Here is a 17,605-nt window from a genome sequence, read left to right on the forward strand (position 1 = left end):
TTTGCTGTCGGCAATTCGCGGACAAAGCCCGATTTTCACCGCCCATGTCACCAATATTTAACGCGGAAAAGGCTTGCCGGGTACTGGATCTGGTGATTTTCCCTATCTAGACTTTGGGATCGGGGCGCACGAATTCAGAAATCAGTAGTCGATCGGCGGGGGCTATGCAGCGACTAAGCGGACTTGACGCATTTTTCCTGTATATGGAGACACCGACGCAGCCACTGAATGTGTGCTGCGTTCTCGAACTGGACACCGCGACGATGCCGGGCGGCTACTCGTACGGCCGGATGCGCGCCACCCTGGCCAAACATGTCAAGGCCGTGCCGGAATTCCGGATGAAGCTGGCCGACACCCAGTTGAACCCGGATCACCCGGTGTGGGTGGACGACGACAACTTCCAATTGCGGCACCACTTACACCGTGCCGGTGTGCCCTCGCCCGGCGGACGCCGCGAATTGGCCGAAATCTGTGGATATATAGCGGGATTGCCGCTGGATCGGGATCGCCCGTTGTGGGAGATGTGGGTGCTCGAGGGCGGCGCGCGCAGTGACTCGGTGGCGGTGCTGCTCAAGGTGCACCACGCCGTGGTCGACGGCGTCGCCGGGGCGAACCTGCTCGCTCAGCTTTGCAGCGGGCAACCGGATGGCCCGGCACCGCAGCCGGTGCGCGGCGCGGGCAGCGGCAGTTCGCTGCAGATCGCGCTGAGTGGGCTGCTGGGTGTGGCCAAGCGGCCGTTGCGGTTGGCCAGTTTGGTGCCGGCCACGATGCTGACATTGGTGCAGACCGCGCTGCGCGCGCGAGAGGGCCGCACCATGGCCGCGCCGTTCTCAGCCCCGGCGACACCGTTCAACGGCCGGTTGAGCCGGCACCGCAACATCGCTTTCACCCAGCTCGACATGCGCGACGTCAAGAGGGTCAAGGACCGGTTCGGGGTGACCGTCAACGACGTGGTGGTGTCGTTGTGTGCCGGGGTGTTACGGCGGTTCCTGCTCGAGCGCGGCGAATTGCCCGACGCCCCGCTGGTGGCCACGGTGCCGGTCTCGGTGCACGAGAAGTCCGCCCGGCCCGGGCGCAACCACACCACGTGGATGTTCTGCCGGGTGGAAAGCCAGATCAGTGACCCCGCCGAACGTATCCGGGCCATCGCGGCGGGAAACACCGTGGCCAAAGATCACACCGCTGCGATCGGACCGACCCTGCTGCATGACTTGACCGAGTTCGGTGGCTCGACGATGTTCGGCACGGCCATGAAGATCCTGCCGCACATTCCGATAAGCCACAGCCCCGTCTACAACCTGATCCTGTCGAACGTGCCCGGCCCGCAGGGGCAGCTGTATTTTCTGGGATGCGGGATCGACACCATGTATCCCCTTGGCCCTCTGCTGAGTGCGGGACTCAACATCACCGTGATGTCGCTGAACGGCGAGCTGGGCATCGGCATCATCGCCTGCCCAGACCTGGTACCCGACCTGTGGGGCATCGCGGACGGGTTCTCCGACGCACTCAAAGAGCTGCTGGAATGCAGCGACCACCAGCGCCCCGACCACGACGAGCTGGAGTCCTGATCGACATCGGCTGAGTCGCACGTTATGCGTGTGCGAAACTGCCCTGCGGCCTTAGGCTGTCCCGAACCGCAGGAGGGCAGAAACGATGCAACCGAGTCAACTCGATCCCGTCGCCAGCGAACGCCTGTCGCACGCCGGGAAGGTGTTCACCTCCGACCTGTCGATCAATGAGTTCGCGCTGCTGCACGGAGCCGGATTCGAGCCGATCGAACTGGTGATGGGCGTGTCGGTGTACCACGTGGGCTATCAATTCACCGGTATACGGCAGCAATCCGAACTGCCGGTGCTCACCGACGCGACATACCGGGCCCGCTGGAATGCGATGTCGCGAATGCAGGCCGAGGCCGATTCACTGGGCGCCGACGGCGTAGTCGGGGTTCGGCTGGAATGGCGTCATCAGGGCGAGGGCGAACACCTTGAGTTCATCGCCGTCGGCACCGCGGTGCGCTACACCGCCAAACCGGGCGCTTTCCGCCGCGCCAACGGCCAAGCATTCACCAGCCACCTGTCCGGCCAGGACATGACGACGCTGCTGCGGTCCGGATTCACCCCGGTCGCGTTCGTGATGGGCAACTGCGTCTTTCACATCGCGGTACAGGGGTTCTTGAAGACGCTGAGTCAGGTGGGCCGCAACGCCGAGATGCCGCAGTGGACCCAGGGCAGCTACCAGGCGCGTGAACTGGCCATGTCACGGATGCAGAGCGAGGCCGAACGAGACGGCGGAACCGGCGTCGTCGGTGTGCATTTCGCCATCTCGAACTATGCCTGGGGCCACCACACGGTCGAGTTCTACGTCGCGGGAACGGCGGTACGCCGCAGCGGCGAGCCACAGAGCATCATGCCGTCGTTCGTACTCCCGATGAGTGGCTGATGACCGGATTCGACCAGGAGCGGGTGAGCCGCGCGGTCGGGACGGCCTTGGCCGGACCCGGGGGAGTCGGGTTGGTGGTCAAGGTTTTCTGCGGTGTTCCCGGCGTCGTGCTGATCCCGGCACGGCGCGGTTTCTTCCGATCAGAACCGGAGCGGATCCAGATCGGTGACTGGCGCTATGAGGTCACCCGCGACGGTCGCCTCAGCGCCGCCCACGTGGTCAACGACATCGTGCTCGCCGAGACCGTGTTGGCGGCCGGCGCCGTCGGCCCCCACATCGCGCACGCGCTGGGCAAGGTGGTCGCCAGCTACGGGCCCACCATCCTGCCCGGCATCGATGCGGCCCTCGAGATGCTCGAAACCGTTGGCGGACAAGGATACTGAGCCCGTCACTGCCTGCGGCGCAACAGCGACGAAGTAGCACGCAATACCCCGCGGAATGCGTAGACCGCACTCACGATCGACAGCAATATCAGCAGGATGAACGTCGGTAACCAATTGCTGCGGTGGTGATTGACATCCCACCAGACGATGGTGAACAGCACCGCGCAGAGCATCAGCACGATGTCCCGCCAATTGCCCTGGTAGGAGGCCGCGGCCTTGCGCATGGCGCGGCTGCGGTCGGAGGCGTCGACGAGGTCGTCAATGCGAGTGTCGATCGTGCGCTGCAGAGCGGCGCGTCGTTCAACGGCTTCCGGCGGGAGCCGATCGAGCAGGTCCATGTCCTGCTTGATCGTCCCGCGGTAGTCGGGCCCCTTGAATTGCCCGGCCGCCACGGCCAGCATTGCGCCACCAAATATCGGTGCACTGTTCAGCGCGAGCTGTCCCAGCCCCATCACGCCACTCCTTGTTCGGTTCATCGTCAATGTCGGCCCGTTGAGAATCGCTGAACTCGCGGACAGGATCAACCGGGCGTGCCGGGGCGTGTTCGCCCTTTGCATAGGGTGACGTACATGACCGAGGGGGACCGCCGGCGCTGGGACCAGCGGTATGCCGGCGCGGCCCCACCACCGCTCGGCGCGATCGGGCCGCCGGGCGTGTTCGCCCCGTATGAAGATGTTTTCCCAGTGGCTGGGCGGGCGCTGGATCTGGCCTGCGGCCAGGGACTGGCGGCGATCTGGCTCGCCGGCCGCGGCCTCACGGTGCTGGGCCTGGACGTCTCTGCGGTGGCCATCGGGCAGGCGCGAGAGTTAGCCCAGCGCGATGGAATCAGTGACCGCTGCCGGTTTGAAGTGTGCGATCTCGACGACGGTCTGCCCGCCGCAAGCGCAGTTGATGTCATCCTCTGTCACAAGTTCCGCGACCGCCGGCTTGACCACGCGCTCATCGAGCGCCTGGGGCCGGGCGGCCTACTGGCGATCGCGGCGCGCAGCGAAGTCGGCGCTGCCCCGGGGCCATTCCGGGCAGCCCCGGGCGAGCTGACCGCCGCCTTCGGCGACCTCGAGTTGGTCGCCGCCGGCGAAGGTGACGGGCTGGCCTGGCTGCTGGCGCGGGCCTGATCGCTCAGTCGTCCCGGATCGTCACCGACAAACGGGGTTTCGAACCGTCGCCGGGTCCTGCGACGCGCTCCCACGTCGCATCGACGAACGGCTGGAGCAGAAGTTCGCCCATTTGCCGCAGCAGCACGGAGACGACCTGCGTTGATTCGCGACGCTGGGTGGAGGCGATTCCCGCGTCGCGCAGGGCGGAGACCTCTTTGCGAGTGAGCTCGACCAGCACATCGAGCAGATGCAGACGATCGTCGGACGCTTCCAAGACCGAGCGCCGGATGTAGTTCACCACCGGCGGGTTGTCGACGAGCATGCGTCGCACCGCCTCGTCGCGAGCGGCCGCCAGTTCGGCCGGACTGCCCTCGGTGGGGACTTCGGCGATGGCTTGCGCGAAATAGTCCACGACAAGCTGATCGACCGCGTCGCGCAGGCCGGCCTTGGTCTTGAAGTGATGCTGGACCAGGCCGAGGGTCACCCCGGCTTCGGCCGCGATGGCGCGTAGCGAGATCCGGTCCTCGCCGTACTGCGCGTACAAGTCCAGCGCAGTGTTGCGGATACGAGCTTTGGAGGTCAGGTCGTCGTTGGTAGCCCGCGGGTTGGTCATAGCCACGCTCTGCTACCCCCTTTCTGTTCCCGCCATCCTACGAAATGACACAGCCAGCGGTTCCGTTGACTGGCAGAAAGTACAATTGTACTGTCGATGCGGAGGAGATTTCAGGTTGCAATCGCTTGTGGGCGTCAGCGTTGTCTCGCTGGCAGTCAATTTGCCCGGACCGTTGGCCGCCGCGCGGTTGACGGAGTTCGGTGCCGCCGTGACCAAGGTGGAGCCCCCGGACGGTGATCCGCTGGCCGGTGCGGCCCCCGAGTGGTACGGCGACCTGGTCCGCCGGCAGACGGTGGTGACGCTGGATTTGAAGGATCGCGCCGATCGGGCCAAGTTGGACGAGCTGCTGGCCGAGGCGGATCTCCTCATCACGTCGATGCGGCCGTCGGCGCTGGTTCGGCTTGGCCTGGACGAGTTGCAGCTGAGTTTCCCGCAGCTTTCGATAGTGGAAATCGTCGGGTACGACGGCGAGCACATCGAGGTGCCCGGCCACGATCTGAATTATCAAGCGGCGCACGGCATCCTGACCCCGCCTGCAATGCCCAAAGTGCCCGTCGCAGACCTGCTGGGCGCCGAGCGCGCGGTGTCGGCGGCAATGGCTGCGCTCATCGCACGCACGAATTCCGGTGTGGGACAGCGCCGTCGCGTTGTGCTGGAACACTCAGCCGCCTTTGCCGCCAACGCAGTTCGGTACCGCCTCACCGGGGAGGGCGCGGTATTGGGCGGGGCGCTTCCCGGCTACGGGATCTACCGGTGCGCCGACGGATACGTCGCCCTGGGCGCGATAGAACAGCACATGTTCGCCCGCACCGTGACAACGTTCGGCGTCGACGGGTCCCGCCGTGGCTTCGAGCGGGCCTTTGCCACGCTGACGATTGAGCAGTTGGAAACGATGGCCGCCAGCGCCGACATCCCATTGAATGAAGTGAGGTAGCAGTGTCCGAACTCTTCCCCGACTACCGGGCCAGCTGGGAGACCGACCAGCACCGGGAGCTTCGCAAACACGCGGCCGAGTTCCTGCGTAAGGAGGCGACTCCCAATCAGGAACGGTGGGCTCGCCAGCATCAGGTCGATCGCGAGTTCTGGAACAAGCTGGGCGAGGCGGGATTGCTCGGGCTGGACCTGCCCGAAGAGTTCGGCGGCGCCGGAGGCGATTTCGGCCATTCTGCGGTGGTGGCCGAAGAACTGGCGTTGGCCCACGACAGCTCGTCGGGCTGGATAGTGCACTCGCCGATCGTGGCGCACTACATCAACACCTATGCCAACGAGCAGCAGAAGCAACGGTGGCTGCCGCGAATCATCAGCGGCGACGCCGTATTGGCTATCGCGATGACCGAGCCGGGCACCGGATCGGACCTGCAAGCCGTGCGCACCACCGCTGTTCGCGAAGGCTCACACTATCTGATCAACGGGTCAAAGACGTTCATTTCCAACGGCACTCACTGCGACCTGCTCGTCATAGTTGCCAAGACCGATCCCGCCAAGAGCGCGGCCGGAACTTCGCTGATCGTCGCCGAAACCAATGAGAACCTCGACGGATTCGAGCGCGGCCGGGTGCTGGAGAAGGTGGGCCAGCATGGTCAGGACACTCGCGAGTTGTTCTTCTCCGACATGCGGGTGCCCGCCGAGAATCTGCTGGGGGATAGGGAAGGGCTGGGTTTCTATCAACTGATGGAGCAGCTGGCACGGGAGCGGCTCATCATCGCCGCCACCTGTGCCGGGATGGCTGAGGCCGCGGTGCTGGAGGCCATCCGCTATACCAAGCAGCGCGAGGCGTTCGGCCGGCCACTGATCAACTTCCAGCACAACAGGTTTGAGCTCGCCCAACTCAAAGCCGAGACGCTGTCGATCAAGACCACCGTCGACTACTGCATCCAGCACTACATCGATGGCAACAACGATCCGGCTACGGCGTCGATGGCGAAGCTGGTGGCCGCGGACAAGGCCGTCGACGTCGTCGACCGGTGCGTCCAATTCTTCGGTGGTTACGGCTACATGATGGAATACCCGATCGCTCGCGCGTATGCAGCCGCCCGGGTCAACAAGATCTATGGCGGGACAAGCGAAATCATGAAGGAAATCATCAGCCGCTCGCTGTAATGTCACGGGAATGGAGCGGCGCGTCCTGGAAGCGGTCATTTATGAGCGTGAACCGCCGATTGCGCGAATAGTCCTCAATCGGGTGGACAAGGCCAACACCAAGGATGCGGTGTTGGTTACCGAAGTGGATGATTGCCTGCACGAAGCCGACCGGGACAACGAGATCAAGGTCGTCATCCTCAAGGCCAACGGAAAAGGCTTCTGTGGCGGGCACGTGGCGCGCTGGGGTCCGGACGAGAACCCCTATCCCGATTTCGGCGACACCTTTGAGTCGCTGTACAAGGGCACCGCGGACCTGTTCTTGTGGCCGACGCTGTATTTGTGGGAATTCCCCAAGCCGACGATTTCGCAGATTCACGGCTATTGCATGGGGGGCGGCATCTACCTCGGTCTGCTGACCGACTTCTGCGTGGCCTCCGACGACGCATACTTTCAGATGCCGCTGGCCCAAAGCCTCGGCGAGCCCGGCGGACACACGATGATCGAACCGTGGCTGCTGATGAACTGGCACCGCACCATGGACTGGCTGCTGTTGGCGCCGACGCTGACCGCCCAGCAAGCCCTCGAGTGGGGTCTGCTCAATCGGGTGGTACCGCGCGAGGACCTCGAGGGCGTCGTGGAGGAGATGGCGCGCAAGATCGCGCAGATTCCGCTGACCACGCTGATGGCGGTGAAGAACAACGTCAAGCGCGCCTGGGAGCTGATGGGGATGCGGGTGCACCTGCAGGTCAGTCACATCCTGACCAACATGGTCGGTGCGGCCTCCGATGTTCAGGCGCGCCGGGCCGAGCTGATGCAGTCGGGCATGAAGCCGCGCGATTTCGTCGGCCGTGACGACGGCGAATCCACGCCGCCGGCGTGACGCTGCAGTCGCGTTCGAGGCCGATTGCGACTGCAGTGTCACGCTCGGCGCGCGGCGCGGCGCGCGGCGTGGCGCGCGGCGACATAGCCGAACACCATCGTGTAAGCGATGCTGCCGCCCGCTCCGAGATAATTTCGCCCCATCACGGTCGCGGTGATGTTGCCCGTCGCGTACAGCCCATCGATCGCGCGCTCGTCGTTGTCGAGCACTTGGGCGTACTCGTTGGTGACCACTCCGCCACACGTTCCGACATCGGCGGGAACGACTTTCGTCGCGTAATAGGGCGCTTGCTTGAGCGGGCCTACCGCGTGATTGGGGCGATATCCGGGATCCCCCAGGCAGTCGTTGTAGGCCGATTGGCCGCGGCCGAAATCAGGGTCGAGGCCGTCGGCCGCAAAACGATTGAATCGTTCCACCGTTTGCACCAGCGCGCCGGCCGGTACCTCCATCTGGGCGGCCAACTCGGCGACGGTGTGGCCGCGTAGGACGGCGCCCGCCTGGATCAGGCTGTCGGGAAGGCGGCGTTTCTTGAACGGATTCGCGCCCGAGACGTATCTGCGCACATAGCCCTCGTCGAACACCATCCAGCAGGGCACCGCCTTATTGGCGTACATCGCCTTGCCCACCTCGACGTAGGAATTCGACTCGTTGCAGAATCGGTTGCCGCTGCCATCGACATAGATGGCCCCCGGCCGCTGGCGGCCACTTCCGAGTGCCTTCGCCGCGTCGCCGCCATCAGCGATGAAAACCGAAGGCAACCACCAGGCTTCGTCCAAGAGATCGGTCTTGGCGCCCAAGGCCATCGCGGTCTGCAACACCTCTCCGGTGTCGCCGGCGTTGGCGATGGACCAGCTGGCCTCGTTCGGCTGGTCGCCGCTGTATCGGCGCCGCATGTCCGCATTGCGGCTGAAGCCGCCCGCCGCGAGCAGCACACCCTGGCGCGCCTGGACATTCAGCGAAACCCCGTCGCGGATGACCCGCGCACCGACCACCCGGCCGTCCTCGACGATCAAATCCTGCATCGCGGCGTTGGTCCACAGCGGCGGATCGGGACGGGTATCGATCAGCGCCTCGAGCATCTGACCGATCAAAGATGCGCCATTGGTGAGCATCTCACGGTGGCGCAGCCGCGCCACCCTGGTGCGCGCGAAGACGCGTACGGCCACACCGAATGCTTGCGGCGATCGATTGAAATACTGCACCGCGCGCAGCTCGTTGGTTCTCATTACGAAGCCGCCGTAGTTCTTGCTCATCGATGGCTGTACCTTTGCACGCCAATCCCCAAGCGCCGCCGCGTCATACGGGACACCCTCGATGGCGCGGCCGGCTTCGTTGCCGCCCTGGTGATTCGGGTAGTAGTCACTCCAGCCCGGACACCGCACGAAGCGAACACCCTTGCGCATCAAGAAGGCGATCATCTCGTAGCCGGCGGTGAGAAACATCGCCCGCCGGGCCGGTGCTGAGGCGGCACCGATATCGCCGACGACGGCATCGAAGTACGCCAGGCCGTCCTCGTGCGAGTCCGGGATTCCGTCGGCGCGCATCAGCGGGTTGTTGGGCAGCCACACCATGCCACCGGACAGTCCGGTGGAACCGCCTACCAGGGCTTGCTTTTCGACTATCAGCGGCTCGATCCCGAAATCGAGCGCGGCAAGCCCGGCGACCATACCGCCACCACCGCTGCCCGCGATCAGCAGGTCGACCGAGTGATCCCAGTTGGTGCTCATGGTGTTTGCGCCTGCGCGGTGAAGCCCAGATCGACGATCGGCACGTCGATGGTGGTGTTGGTCTGCTGAATTGCCGGAACCAGTGCGTCATGGGGCAGTCCGGCAAGGAAGCCGTCGATGACACGCTCGAAATTCGAGATCAGCCCCTCGATTCTGCTGGACAGTCGCATGTACTCAAAGCCTTTGGAGTGCAACCCTTTCTGTTGTCTGGGGAGGTTGGAGAAGTCCTGGGCCGGGATCGGTGGCCAGCGCGGATCATCCGGCGCCATCGGCTCGGGCGGTTGCGGTCTGCCGGTGATCTGCTCCGGCGGAATGCGGGTGAGCGACCAGATTTCGAACAGCGTCTCCTCCGGGCCGAGCGGGCGGATCCGGTACGACGAGGCGCTGCTGTACTGCGGCAGCAGAAAGTAGTGCGGGAAGCAAAAGCCGATCGAGTCGACGATGCCGCGTCGCTGCAACTCGTTGAGGTCGGGGATGTCGCATCCGCGGGCCCGGTGCCAGGCGACCACGGCGTCGTTCAGGGTGCTCTTCCAGACGGCCATCGCCGCAGCGGGATCGTCCGGCAGCTCTAGGTTTTGCAGGCCCTCGGCGATGCGGATGTCATTCTCGTGGGTCATCCCGGCCATGCCCGCACCGAGCGTTCGCATGAAGTAGAGGCTGGTCTGGATCAGTCCGGGTTTGGCATCGGGTTGCGCGGACGGCAAGAGCTGGGGGTGGGTCTGCGGGACGTGATAGCCCTCCATGAATGCCGCCGTCGCCAGCTTCCAGTTCACCGGCAGCCGACACGACTGCCACCACTCGGTGCGCAGCGATTCGACCTTCCAGGCGTCGTAGGTCGAGGCGAACGGCTCGAGGCATTCGCGCAACGGCGGGGCGTCGTCTTCGAGGTTGATCCACGCACAACCACCCCACACCTCACATCGCACCGAAACCAGCGCAAGGTCTTCGGGATCCAGGTTGTGCTCGTCGAACACGTCGGGCCGCAGGACGAAGGTGTTGCGGCCGTCGATACCCCAGCACCAGCCGTGGAAAGGACAGACGAAGGTGCGCCGGGACCCGTTGCCCTCCACCAACTTCACCCCGCGGTGCCGGCACGCGTTGTGGTAGGCGCGCACGGTTTCGGCATCGAGGCGCACGACGATGACCGACTGGTCGAGGATTTCGTACTCGACGAAGTCGCCGGTCTTGGGGATCTCCTCGAGTCGGCACGCCATCTGCCACACGCGGGGCCAGAACACCTCGTTCTCCAGCGCGTAGAACTGCGGGTCGTAGTACCGCTGCTTGGGAATGCGATCGGCGGACTGAACCGCCCATGGCACCGGAAGTGGCGACCAGTTCACATCCATGGCTTTTCCTCGTTCATACCCTCGTTCATACGATCCGCGACATCCGGCCCTGCCAGTAGCGTTCGCGGATGCGTCGTTTGTACAGCTTCCCGTTCGGGTCACGTGGTAGTGCGGCGTCGAATTCCATTGTGCGGGGGCACTTGTAGCCGGCCAGGTGGGCGCGGCAGTAGGCGAGCAGCTCGGCTTCCAGTTCCGGCCCCGGCTTGACGCCGGCAGCCGGCTGGACGACGGCCTTGACCTCCTCGCCGAACTCGTCGTTGGGCACCCCGAACACCGCTGCGTCAACGAGGCCGGGATGCATGACGAGAAGGTTCTCGACCTCCTGCGGGTAGATGTTGACGCCACCGGAGACGATCATGAACGTCGACCGGTCGGTGAGGTACAGGTATCCGTCTTCGTCGAGATAACCCATGTCGCCCAGCGACCGCCAGCCGCGTTCATTGGAAACCGACGCCGTTTTGACCGGATCTTTGAAGTATTCGAAGGCGGGTCCGCCTTCGAAGAATAGTTCGCCGGTTTGCCCGGGTGACAGTTCAGCGCCGTCGTCGCCGACCACATGCACCGGGCTGAATGGCTTGCCGACCGAGCCCGGGTGCGCCAGCCACTCCTGTGGGTCTATCGCCGTTCCGGCGAATCCCTCTGTGCCACCGTAATATTCGTGGATTATGGGCCCGAACCAGTCCATCATCCGGTGCTTGACGTCCACCGGGCAGGGGGCCGCCGCGTGGATGACGCACCGCAAACTCGAAACGTCATAGCGGTTGCGCACCGACTCGGGCAGTTTCAGCATCCGCACGAACATCGTCGGCACGAACTGCGCATGAGTAACGCGATGGGTCTCGATCAGGCGCAAGACGGTCTCGGCATCGAACTTGGGCAGCAGAATCGCTGCCGCGCCCACGCGATGCACTGCCATGGTGCAGTTGACGCCGGCCGCGTGATAGAGCGGCGCGGGGGAGAGGTAGACACTCGAGGAGTCCATTGCGTAGCGGTGGGTGAGTGCCATCTCCAGCACCGCCTGCGCCCACGACCCGTTGCCGTCGACCGGCAGGGCGCGGCGAACGGCCTTGGGGCGCCCGGTTGTTCCCGAGGAGTAGAGCATCTCCGACCCGTCCGACAACGGCGGCGCATCGCCGGCGGCCGCCAATGCCTCTTCATAGTTGCGCCAGCCCGGCACAGCACCGCCGACCGCGATGCGCACCTCGGCGGCCGGCCCGGCCGTCGACGCGCCCATGTCGGCGTCGACGAAGACTGCTTTCGCCTCGGAGTCGTCGACGACGTAGGCGATTTCGTCGGAAGTGAAGTGGGTGTTGACCGCGGTGTAGTAGAGCCCGGAAAGCTGGCAGCCCCAGGTGATTTCGAAGAACTCGGGCCGGTTCGGCAGGACCAGGGCCACGCCGTCGCCGCGCCGCAGCCCCGCCTCGTGCAGCACCGCGGCGACCCGTTGGCTGCGGCCATACAACTCGCCGTAGGAGATTGCGCTCGCCGGGTTATCGCCGTCGGTTAGCAGCAATGCCGGCGCCTGCGTGGCTGCTGTCGCGTGGTCGGCGATGTTCACGGGCAGGCCCTACGATGTCGCGCCATCGTTCGAGGCGGCCGCGGCTGCCTGCCGCCGGGCCTGCTCGGAGGGCAGCACCTTGTCCTTGAACACCGTCTGGATCAGTTGCTGCACGTCCTTGCTGATCGACGCGAGCGCGACCAGGTCGTTGGAGCTCTGCCAGTGGACCCGCATGCCCATCAGCTCCCAGGCCCGCTTGAGGTTGGCCTTGGTGGCCAGCAGCGTCGTCATCGGCGCCTGGGCGATGTGCCGGGCGATCGCCTCGACCCGCGCATCGAGTTGGTCGCGGGGCACCACCTCGTTGACCAGGCCGACCTCCAGCGCCTTCTTGGCGTCGATGACCTCGGCCAGGTACAGGTAATAAGCCGCACGCCGCCAGTTCATGAAAACCCATGGCTCGATAGAACATTCGCCTGACGGCATCCCGAAGCCCTGCAGCGGCGGATAGGAGAAGTATGCATCCTCGGATGCGATGACGATGTCGGTGGTCAGCCCGTAGTGCGTGCCTCCGCCGACGCAGTAACCGTGGACCTGGGCGATCGTCGGCTTGGAGAACTCCCACAGGTTCAGCACCGGCTTGACGAACAGGTCGGTCTGCGGCTTCCAGGGCGTGCCCATCACCTTTGCGCCCTCGACGAACGCGGGGTAGTCGACCGCGTTGTTGCCGATGGCGTGCCCCGAGCAGAAGCCTTTGCCGTTGGCCTTGAGGATCAGCACCTTGACGTCGTAATCGCGGTCCGCGTCCAGCAGTGCGGCGTCGACTTCTTCGGCCAGCTTTTGGTCCTGCGCGTTGGCCTTCTCCGGCCAGTTGAGCGTGACGCGCGCGATCGGCCCTTCTTTTTCGAAGATGATTCTCTCGCGGGTCTCGTTGAGATCCATATGGCTACCTCTCGTTATCGCGTGATGACGCCGATTTGAGCGCCGATGTCGTAGGTGGTTCCGATCCGGCCGGTCCACTGGACGGTTCCGGACACACCCGCTTCGATTTCCTGTTCCACTTTCTCGGTGGCGATCACGTAGATCGGTGTGCCCTCCTCGACATGCTGGCCGGTGTCGACGAGCAGCTCGGTGAGTTCGGCTTCCGAGACCGCCACCGAAACGCGCGGAATGCGAATGATGAAGTCAGCCATGCAGTTCCGCCCTTTGCAGGGTGCGCAGTGCCGCCGCCGCGATTCGTTGCGGTGACGGGTACATCTGAGCTTCCAGCGTGGCCGCGGCGGGGATCGGGGTGAACCTGGCGCCCACCCGCTCGACCGGAGCGGCCAGCTCGCCGAACAGCTCCGAGTGCAGGATCGCGGCGACCTCGGCCCCGGGCCCGCCGAACTGGACCGCGTCGTGGGCGATCACCACTCGCCTTGTCCGGCGGGCGGATTCGACGATGGTTTCGACGTCAAGCGGCACCAGCGTACGCAGGTCGACGACCTCGGCGCTCACCCCCTGCTCCTGCAGGGTTGCCGCGGCGGCAAGGGCGTCGTGGACGGCGCGCCCATAGCTGATGAGGCTCACATCGGTGCCGGCCCGCTTGATGTCGGCCTGGCCCAACGGGATTGCGAAGCCGGGATCGACGGGGACCGGCCCCTTCTTGCTCTGCAGGCGGATCGTTTCGATGAACAGGCACGGATCTTCGTCGAAGATCGCCGCGGTGAGCAACCCTTTGCCATCGCGCGGCGTGGACGGCACGATCACCTTCATTCCGGGGATGTGCATGAACCACGCTTCCAGGGACTGCGAATGCGTTGCGCCGGTGGCCAGACCGGCATACACCTGGGTGCGAATGGTGATCGGCGCGCTGGTGCGCCCGGCGGTCATGAAACGTAGCTTGGCGCCGTTATTGATCAGCTGGTCGGCGGCGATCCCGATGAAGTCCATGATCATGATTTCGGCAACCGGCAGCAGGCCGTCTATCGCGGCGCCGATCGCCGCGCCGACAATGGCGGCTTCCGAAATCGGGGTGTCCACCACCCGGTCGTGGCCGTACTTCGTCGACAACCCCGCGGTGGGGCCCGACGCGCCGGGATCGGCGATATCCTCGCCCAGCAGAAAGACCCTGTCGTCGGCCTGCAGCGCCTGGTCCAACGCGAGGTTGAGCGCCTCGCGCATCGTCATCTCTTTCTCGTCCATGTGCTTACACCGGAAACTTGATCGCGGTGGCATAGACGTCGCGCTCGAGTTCCTCGATCGACGGGGCATCGGCGTTCATGACCGTGTGCAAGGCCGATTCCACCGCAAGCAGCGCCTCGTTGTCGATGCGGTCCAGCTCGTCTTCGGTGCAGATGCCGGCTGCGGCGAGCCGATTGCGGAATCGCGGCACCGGGTCGGCGGCCATCGCCGCGGTCAGCTGGTCCTTTGGCAGGTAAGGCATTCGGTCACCGAAATAGTGGCCGCGGAAGCGGAATGTCACGCACTCGATGAAGGTGGGACCGTCGCCGCCGCGGGCTCGGTCCAGTGCCTCGTCCAGTGCCGATTTCACCGCGAGCGGATCATTGCCGTCCACCCGCACGCCCGGCATGCCGTAGCCCGCTGCGCGCTCGGCCACCTGCTCGATCTTCATCGTGTCCGAGGTGGGCGTCATCTCCGCATAAAGGTTGTTCTGGCACAACAAGACCAGCGGCAGATCCCACAGCGCGGCCATGTTGGCCGCCTCGTGGAACGAGCCGGTGTTGGTGGCGCCGTCGCCGAAGCTCACCACGGTGACGCGATCGAGGCCTTTGCGCCGTGCGGCCATCGCCAGACCGACCGCGACCGGAGGTCCGGCGCCGACGATCCCGGTCGAAAGCATCACCCCCTTATCGGGGTTGGCGATGTGCATGGTGCCGCCCTTGCCGCGGCTGGCACCGACCGTACGGCCCATCATCTCGCCGTAAATCTCTTCCAGCGGAACGCCCTTGCCGATCAGATCGTGCAGGCCGCGATAGGTGGTCACCAGTTGGTCGTCGGGGCGCAGCGCTACGCCCATCGCCGCGGCAATGGCTTCCTGGCCGCGCGAGGGCCAATACACGCACATGAACTCCCCGGTGCCGATGCCCTTGGACAACCGGTCGTCGGCGGCCTTCATCAACACCATCGACGCGTAGAGCCGGCGTTGCACCTCTGGCGTGGCGTTGCCGTCGCTCATCGTGCTCCTTCGCGTGTCATGTTGGGCGCCAACCGGTTAGCCGCCCGACCACGGTTTCACTTTGAGGAAGCCGCCGCCGTCCACCCGCAGTTGCTGACCGGTGATGTAGCGCGCCGCGTCGGAAGCCAGGAACAGCACCGCCTCGCTGATGTCCTCCGGTTCGACGTAGGGGATCGGCATCGACTGGACCAGCGGGAAGATCGGTTCGGCGTCCGCGCGGGTGGGGTTCTTCAGGTCGGGACGAAACGCCCGGTACATCGGCGCACTGTGCAACATGTCGGTGTTGACGTTGGTCGGGTGCACGGCGTTCATCCGGATCGAGAACGGCGCAAGTGCCCGGGCGAAGTCGTTAACATAATGTGCGCCAGCGAGTTTCGCGAAGGCGTAGCCGGCGCCGCCCGGGCCGCCGGCCACACCCTCAGCGCCGGAGGTGCTCAGAGACGACATGAATGCCGCGTTTGATCCGATCACGATGATCGACGCGCCGGCCTTCAGATGCTTGAGGCTGGCATGCACCAGGTTGAGGACACCGACCAGGTCGACGTCGACCGCATCGGCGAACGCCTGCGGCGGCAGGCCCGCGGGGAGCGGGCAGATGCCGGCGTTGGCGACCACGATGTCCAGGCGACCGAACTCGGCGACGCCGTTGTCGATTGCCGTCGAGAGCGCGCTGCGCTCACGGACGTCGGCGATCGCCGTGCTGACCCGCCGCCCCTCCTTCTCCACCAGACGTGCCGTCTCGTCCAGGTCCTCGGGCCGCGCCAGCGGGTACTCGTTGGTCTCGATGTCGGCGCACAAATCGACGGCGATGATGTCGGCGCCTTCGGCGGCCAGTGTGCGCGCATGCGACCGGCCCTGGCCGCGCGCGGCTCCGCTGATCACTGCGACTTTCCCGGCTACCCGGCCCGCTAGTCGGTCCATCGCGACCCCCAGGTCCCGTGCACCGCACCGGGTTTCGGGATCGGACCAATGGTCAGCTCCATCGCATCTCTTTCACGATTTAACTGCGCATGGCTGCAGCCGGGCTGTCGATATCCCTTACAGTAGCTAGAATATCTAAAATAGCAAGAAATGCCGGGACGGACCGAAGGGGCTGGCAGGGGATGCTTGGGTCAGAGGTTCTGAACGGTGTTCGGGTGGTTGAACTGGCGTCGTGGACCTATGTCCCGTCGGCCGGCGCCGCATTGTCGGACTGGGGAGCCGACGTCATCAAGGTCGAAGGCGTCGCGTCCGGTGATCCCGGCCGCGCGTTGGTGGTTGGCGGTTTCACCCGCGCGGCGGCCCGGGTTGACGCCGATTTCATTCTCGAGTTGGGCAACCGCGGCAAGCGCAGCATCGCCCTCGACATCAAATCCGAAACCGGCCGAGATCTGTTCGGCCGCCTGTTGGCTTCTGCCGATGTGTTCCTGACCAATTGGCTGCCCGGCGCCCTGGAGCGGGCCCGGCTGACCGTTGACGACATCCGCGCGTTCAACCCCGACATCATCATCGCCAGGGGCACCGGGCTAGGCGTGCGCGGTCCAGATCGCGATCGCGGCGGATTCGATGCCGCCACCTATCTGGCGCGCGGCGGGGTGGCGTACACGCTCACGCCGTTCGGCACCGAGACACCCGCCGTCCAGGGCCCGGGTTTCGGCGACCTGCAGGGCGGCGCAACGCTGGCCGGCGGCGTGTGCGCCGCACTGTTTCATCGGGAACGCACCGGCCAACCGAGCATCGTCGACTCCTCGCTGCTGGCCCAGGCGATGTGGGCGATCGCTCCGTCCATCTCGGCGGCCGATTTCTTCGGCATCGACGGCATTCCGGGTGCGCCGCCGGGATTGGCCATCAATCCGCTTGTGAACCGCTATAAAACGAAGGACGGCAGGTGGATTCAGCTGGTCTTCCTGCAGCCCGACAAATTCTGGGCCGGCTTCTGCAAACGTATGGGGCTTGCGCAGCTGGCCGACGACGAGCGGTTCGTGCCGTCGAAGAACCTCATCGCGAACGCGGCCGAAGCAACGGAGATCTTCGCGAATGCGTTTGCCGGCCGTGACCTTGCGCATTGGCAGCAGGTGCTGCACGACGAGCCGGGCGTGTGGGGCGCCCTGGCGACGCCGCTCGAAACGCTCAACGATCCTCAAGTTGAACCCAACGGCTATGTGGTGACCAATGTCGACGACCGCGGCGAGAAATACCGGATCGTTGCTGCGCCCGTCCAATTCAACGAAACTCCACCGGATCCGTCCCGCGCGCCCGAGCACGGTCAGCACACCGAGGAGATACTGCTCGAGCTGGACCTGAACTGGGACGACATCGCCCGGGCCAAAGATCTGGGCGCCATCCTGTGAATTCGTGCGATTCATCGGGTTTCATCAAGCCGCCG

At 65.1% G+C, this 17,605-nt stretch carries 18 protein-coding genes; 8 read left to right on the forward strand and 10 right to left on the reverse strand.

Features of this window, described 5'->3' with window-relative positions; translation table 11 throughout:
• Positions 1–164 precede the first annotated feature (164 nt).
• From BST12_RS01835 to BST12_RS01845, 3 genes are all read left to right on the forward strand, one after another.
• Complete coding sequence (locus BST12_RS01835; protein WP_083111298.1) at positions 165–1,568, forward strand: WS/DGAT/MGAT family O-acyltransferase; 1,404 nt, start codon at positions 165–167, stop codon at positions 1,566–1,568.
• 85 nt (positions 1,569–1,653) lie between these two features.
• Positions 1,654–2,439: a heavy metal-binding domain-containing protein gene (locus BST12_RS01840; RefSeq protein WP_083111299.1), complete on the forward strand. Its 786-nt coding sequence runs from the start codon at positions 1,654–1,656 to the stop codon at positions 2,437–2,439.
• Positions 2,439–2,822, forward strand: coding sequence for a DUF5073 family protein (locus tag BST12_RS01845; protein WP_083111300.1), 384 nt, complete (start codon positions 2,439–2,441; stop codon positions 2,820–2,822). Before BST12_RS01840 ends, BST12_RS01845 begins: the two co-directional genes overlap by 1 nt.
• Positions 2,823–2,827: 5 nt before the next feature.
• Here the strand turns inward: BST12_RS01845 and BST12_RS01850 are convergent, their stop codons facing one another.
• Positions 2,828–3,274 carry a hypothetical protein gene (locus BST12_RS01850; RefSeq protein ID WP_083111301.1) on the reverse strand — a complete coding sequence of 149 codons (447 nt, stop codon included), beginning with the start codon at positions 3,272–3,274 and terminating at the stop codon, positions 2,828–2,830.
• Between the two features lie 117 nt (positions 3,275–3,391).
• On the opposite strand from BST12_RS01850, the gene BST12_RS01855 reads away from it, so the two are divergent.
• Positions 3,392–3,937, forward strand: a complete 546-nt coding sequence (locus tag BST12_RS01855) for a class I SAM-dependent methyltransferase (RefSeq protein WP_083111302.1) — start codon at positions 3,392–3,394, stop codon at positions 3,935–3,937.
• 4 nt (positions 3,938–3,941) lie between these two features.
• Here the strand turns inward: BST12_RS01855 and BST12_RS01860 are convergent, their stop codons facing one another.
• Positions 3,942–4,532 (reverse strand): TetR/AcrR family transcriptional regulator, encoded by a 591-nt coding sequence (locus tag BST12_RS01860; protein WP_083111456.1) that lies wholly within the window; start codon positions 4,530–4,532, stop codon positions 3,942–3,944.
• Positions 4,533–4,647: 115 nt separating this feature from the next.
• Between BST12_RS01860 and BST12_RS01865 the strand changes: the two genes are divergently transcribed.
• The 3 genes from BST12_RS01865 to BST12_RS01875 are packed head-to-tail and all read left to right on the forward strand — an operon-like array spanning position 4,648 to position 7,494.
• Positions 4,648–5,466 carry a CoA transferase gene (locus BST12_RS01865; protein ID WP_083111303.1) on the forward strand — a complete coding sequence of 273 codons (819 nt, stop codon included), beginning with the start codon at positions 4,648–4,650 and terminating at the stop codon, positions 5,464–5,466.
• Between the two features lie 2 nt (positions 5,467–5,468).
• Positions 5,469–6,632 (forward strand): acyl-CoA dehydrogenase family protein, encoded by a 1,164-nt coding sequence (locus BST12_RS01870; RefSeq protein WP_083111304.1) that lies wholly within the window; start codon positions 5,469–5,471, stop codon positions 6,630–6,632.
• 10 nt (positions 6,633–6,642) lie between these two features.
• Complete coding sequence (locus BST12_RS01875; RefSeq protein ID WP_083111305.1) at positions 6,643–7,494, forward strand: enoyl-CoA hydratase-related protein; 852 nt, start codon at positions 6,643–6,645, stop codon at positions 7,492–7,494.
• 38 nt (positions 7,495–7,532) lie between these two features.
• On the opposite strand, the gene BST12_RS01880 is transcribed toward BST12_RS01875, so the two are convergent.
• The 8 genes from BST12_RS01880 to BST12_RS01915 are packed head-to-tail and all read right to left on the reverse strand — an operon-like array spanning position 7,533 to position 16,161.
• The gene (locus tag BST12_RS01880) at positions 7,533–9,221 is read right to left on the reverse strand and encodes an FAD-binding protein (protein WP_083111306.1); all 1,689 of its coding nucleotides are present in this window, start codon (positions 9,219–9,221) and stop codon (positions 7,533–7,535) included.
• Positions 9,218–10,567, reverse strand: a complete 1,350-nt coding sequence (locus BST12_RS01885) for an aromatic ring-hydroxylating oxygenase subunit alpha (RefSeq protein ID WP_083111307.1) — start codon at positions 10,565–10,567, stop codon at positions 9,218–9,220. Before BST12_RS01885 ends, BST12_RS01880 begins: the two co-directional genes overlap by 4 nt.
• A 25-nt stretch (positions 10,568–10,592) precedes the next feature.
• Positions 10,593–12,125, reverse strand: coding sequence for an acyl-CoA synthetase (locus BST12_RS01890; RefSeq protein WP_083111308.1), 1,533 nt, complete (start codon positions 12,123–12,125; stop codon positions 10,593–10,595).
• Between the two features lie 9 nt (positions 12,126–12,134).
• Positions 12,135–13,004, reverse strand: a complete 870-nt coding sequence (locus BST12_RS01895) for an enoyl-CoA hydratase-related protein (RefSeq protein ID WP_083111309.1) — start codon at positions 13,002–13,004, stop codon at positions 12,135–12,137.
• A 14-nt stretch (positions 13,005–13,018) separates the two neighbouring features.
• The gene (locus BST12_RS01900; RefSeq protein WP_083111310.1) at positions 13,019–13,255 is read right to left on the reverse strand and encodes a biotin/lipoyl-containing protein; all 237 of its coding nucleotides are present in this window, start codon (positions 13,253–13,255) and stop codon (positions 13,019–13,021) included.
• Positions 13,248–14,246, reverse strand: a complete 999-nt coding sequence (locus BST12_RS01905) for an alpha-ketoacid dehydrogenase subunit beta (protein WP_083111311.1) — start codon at positions 14,244–14,246, stop codon at positions 13,248–13,250. Before BST12_RS01905 ends, BST12_RS01900 begins: the two co-directional genes overlap by 8 nt.
• A 4-nt stretch (positions 14,247–14,250) precedes the next feature.
• Positions 14,251–15,240 carry a thiamine pyrophosphate-dependent dehydrogenase E1 component subunit alpha gene (locus BST12_RS01910; protein WP_083111312.1) on the reverse strand — a complete coding sequence of 330 codons (990 nt, stop codon included), beginning with the start codon at positions 15,238–15,240 and terminating at the stop codon, positions 14,251–14,253.
• A gap of 36 nt (positions 15,241–15,276) precedes the next feature.
• Positions 15,277–16,161 (reverse strand): mycofactocin-coupled SDR family oxidoreductase, encoded by an 885-nt coding sequence (locus tag BST12_RS01915; RefSeq protein ID WP_083111313.1) that lies wholly within the window; start codon positions 16,159–16,161, stop codon positions 15,277–15,279.
• A gap of 182 nt (positions 16,162–16,343) precedes the next feature.
• Between BST12_RS01915 and BST12_RS01920 the strand changes: the two genes are divergently transcribed.
• Entirely contained in the window at positions 16,344–17,570 is a 1,227-nt protein-coding gene (locus tag BST12_RS01920; RefSeq protein ID WP_083111314.1) for a CaiB/BaiF CoA transferase family protein, read from the forward strand.
• The last annotated feature ends 35 nt before the right edge of the window (positions 17,571–17,605 follow it).

It is taken from the genome of Mycobacterium angelicum, assembly GCF_002086155.1.
In the GTDB taxonomy this organism is placed as follows: Bacteria; Actinomycetota; Actinomycetes; order Mycobacteriales; family Mycobacteriaceae; genus Mycobacterium; species Mycobacterium angelicum.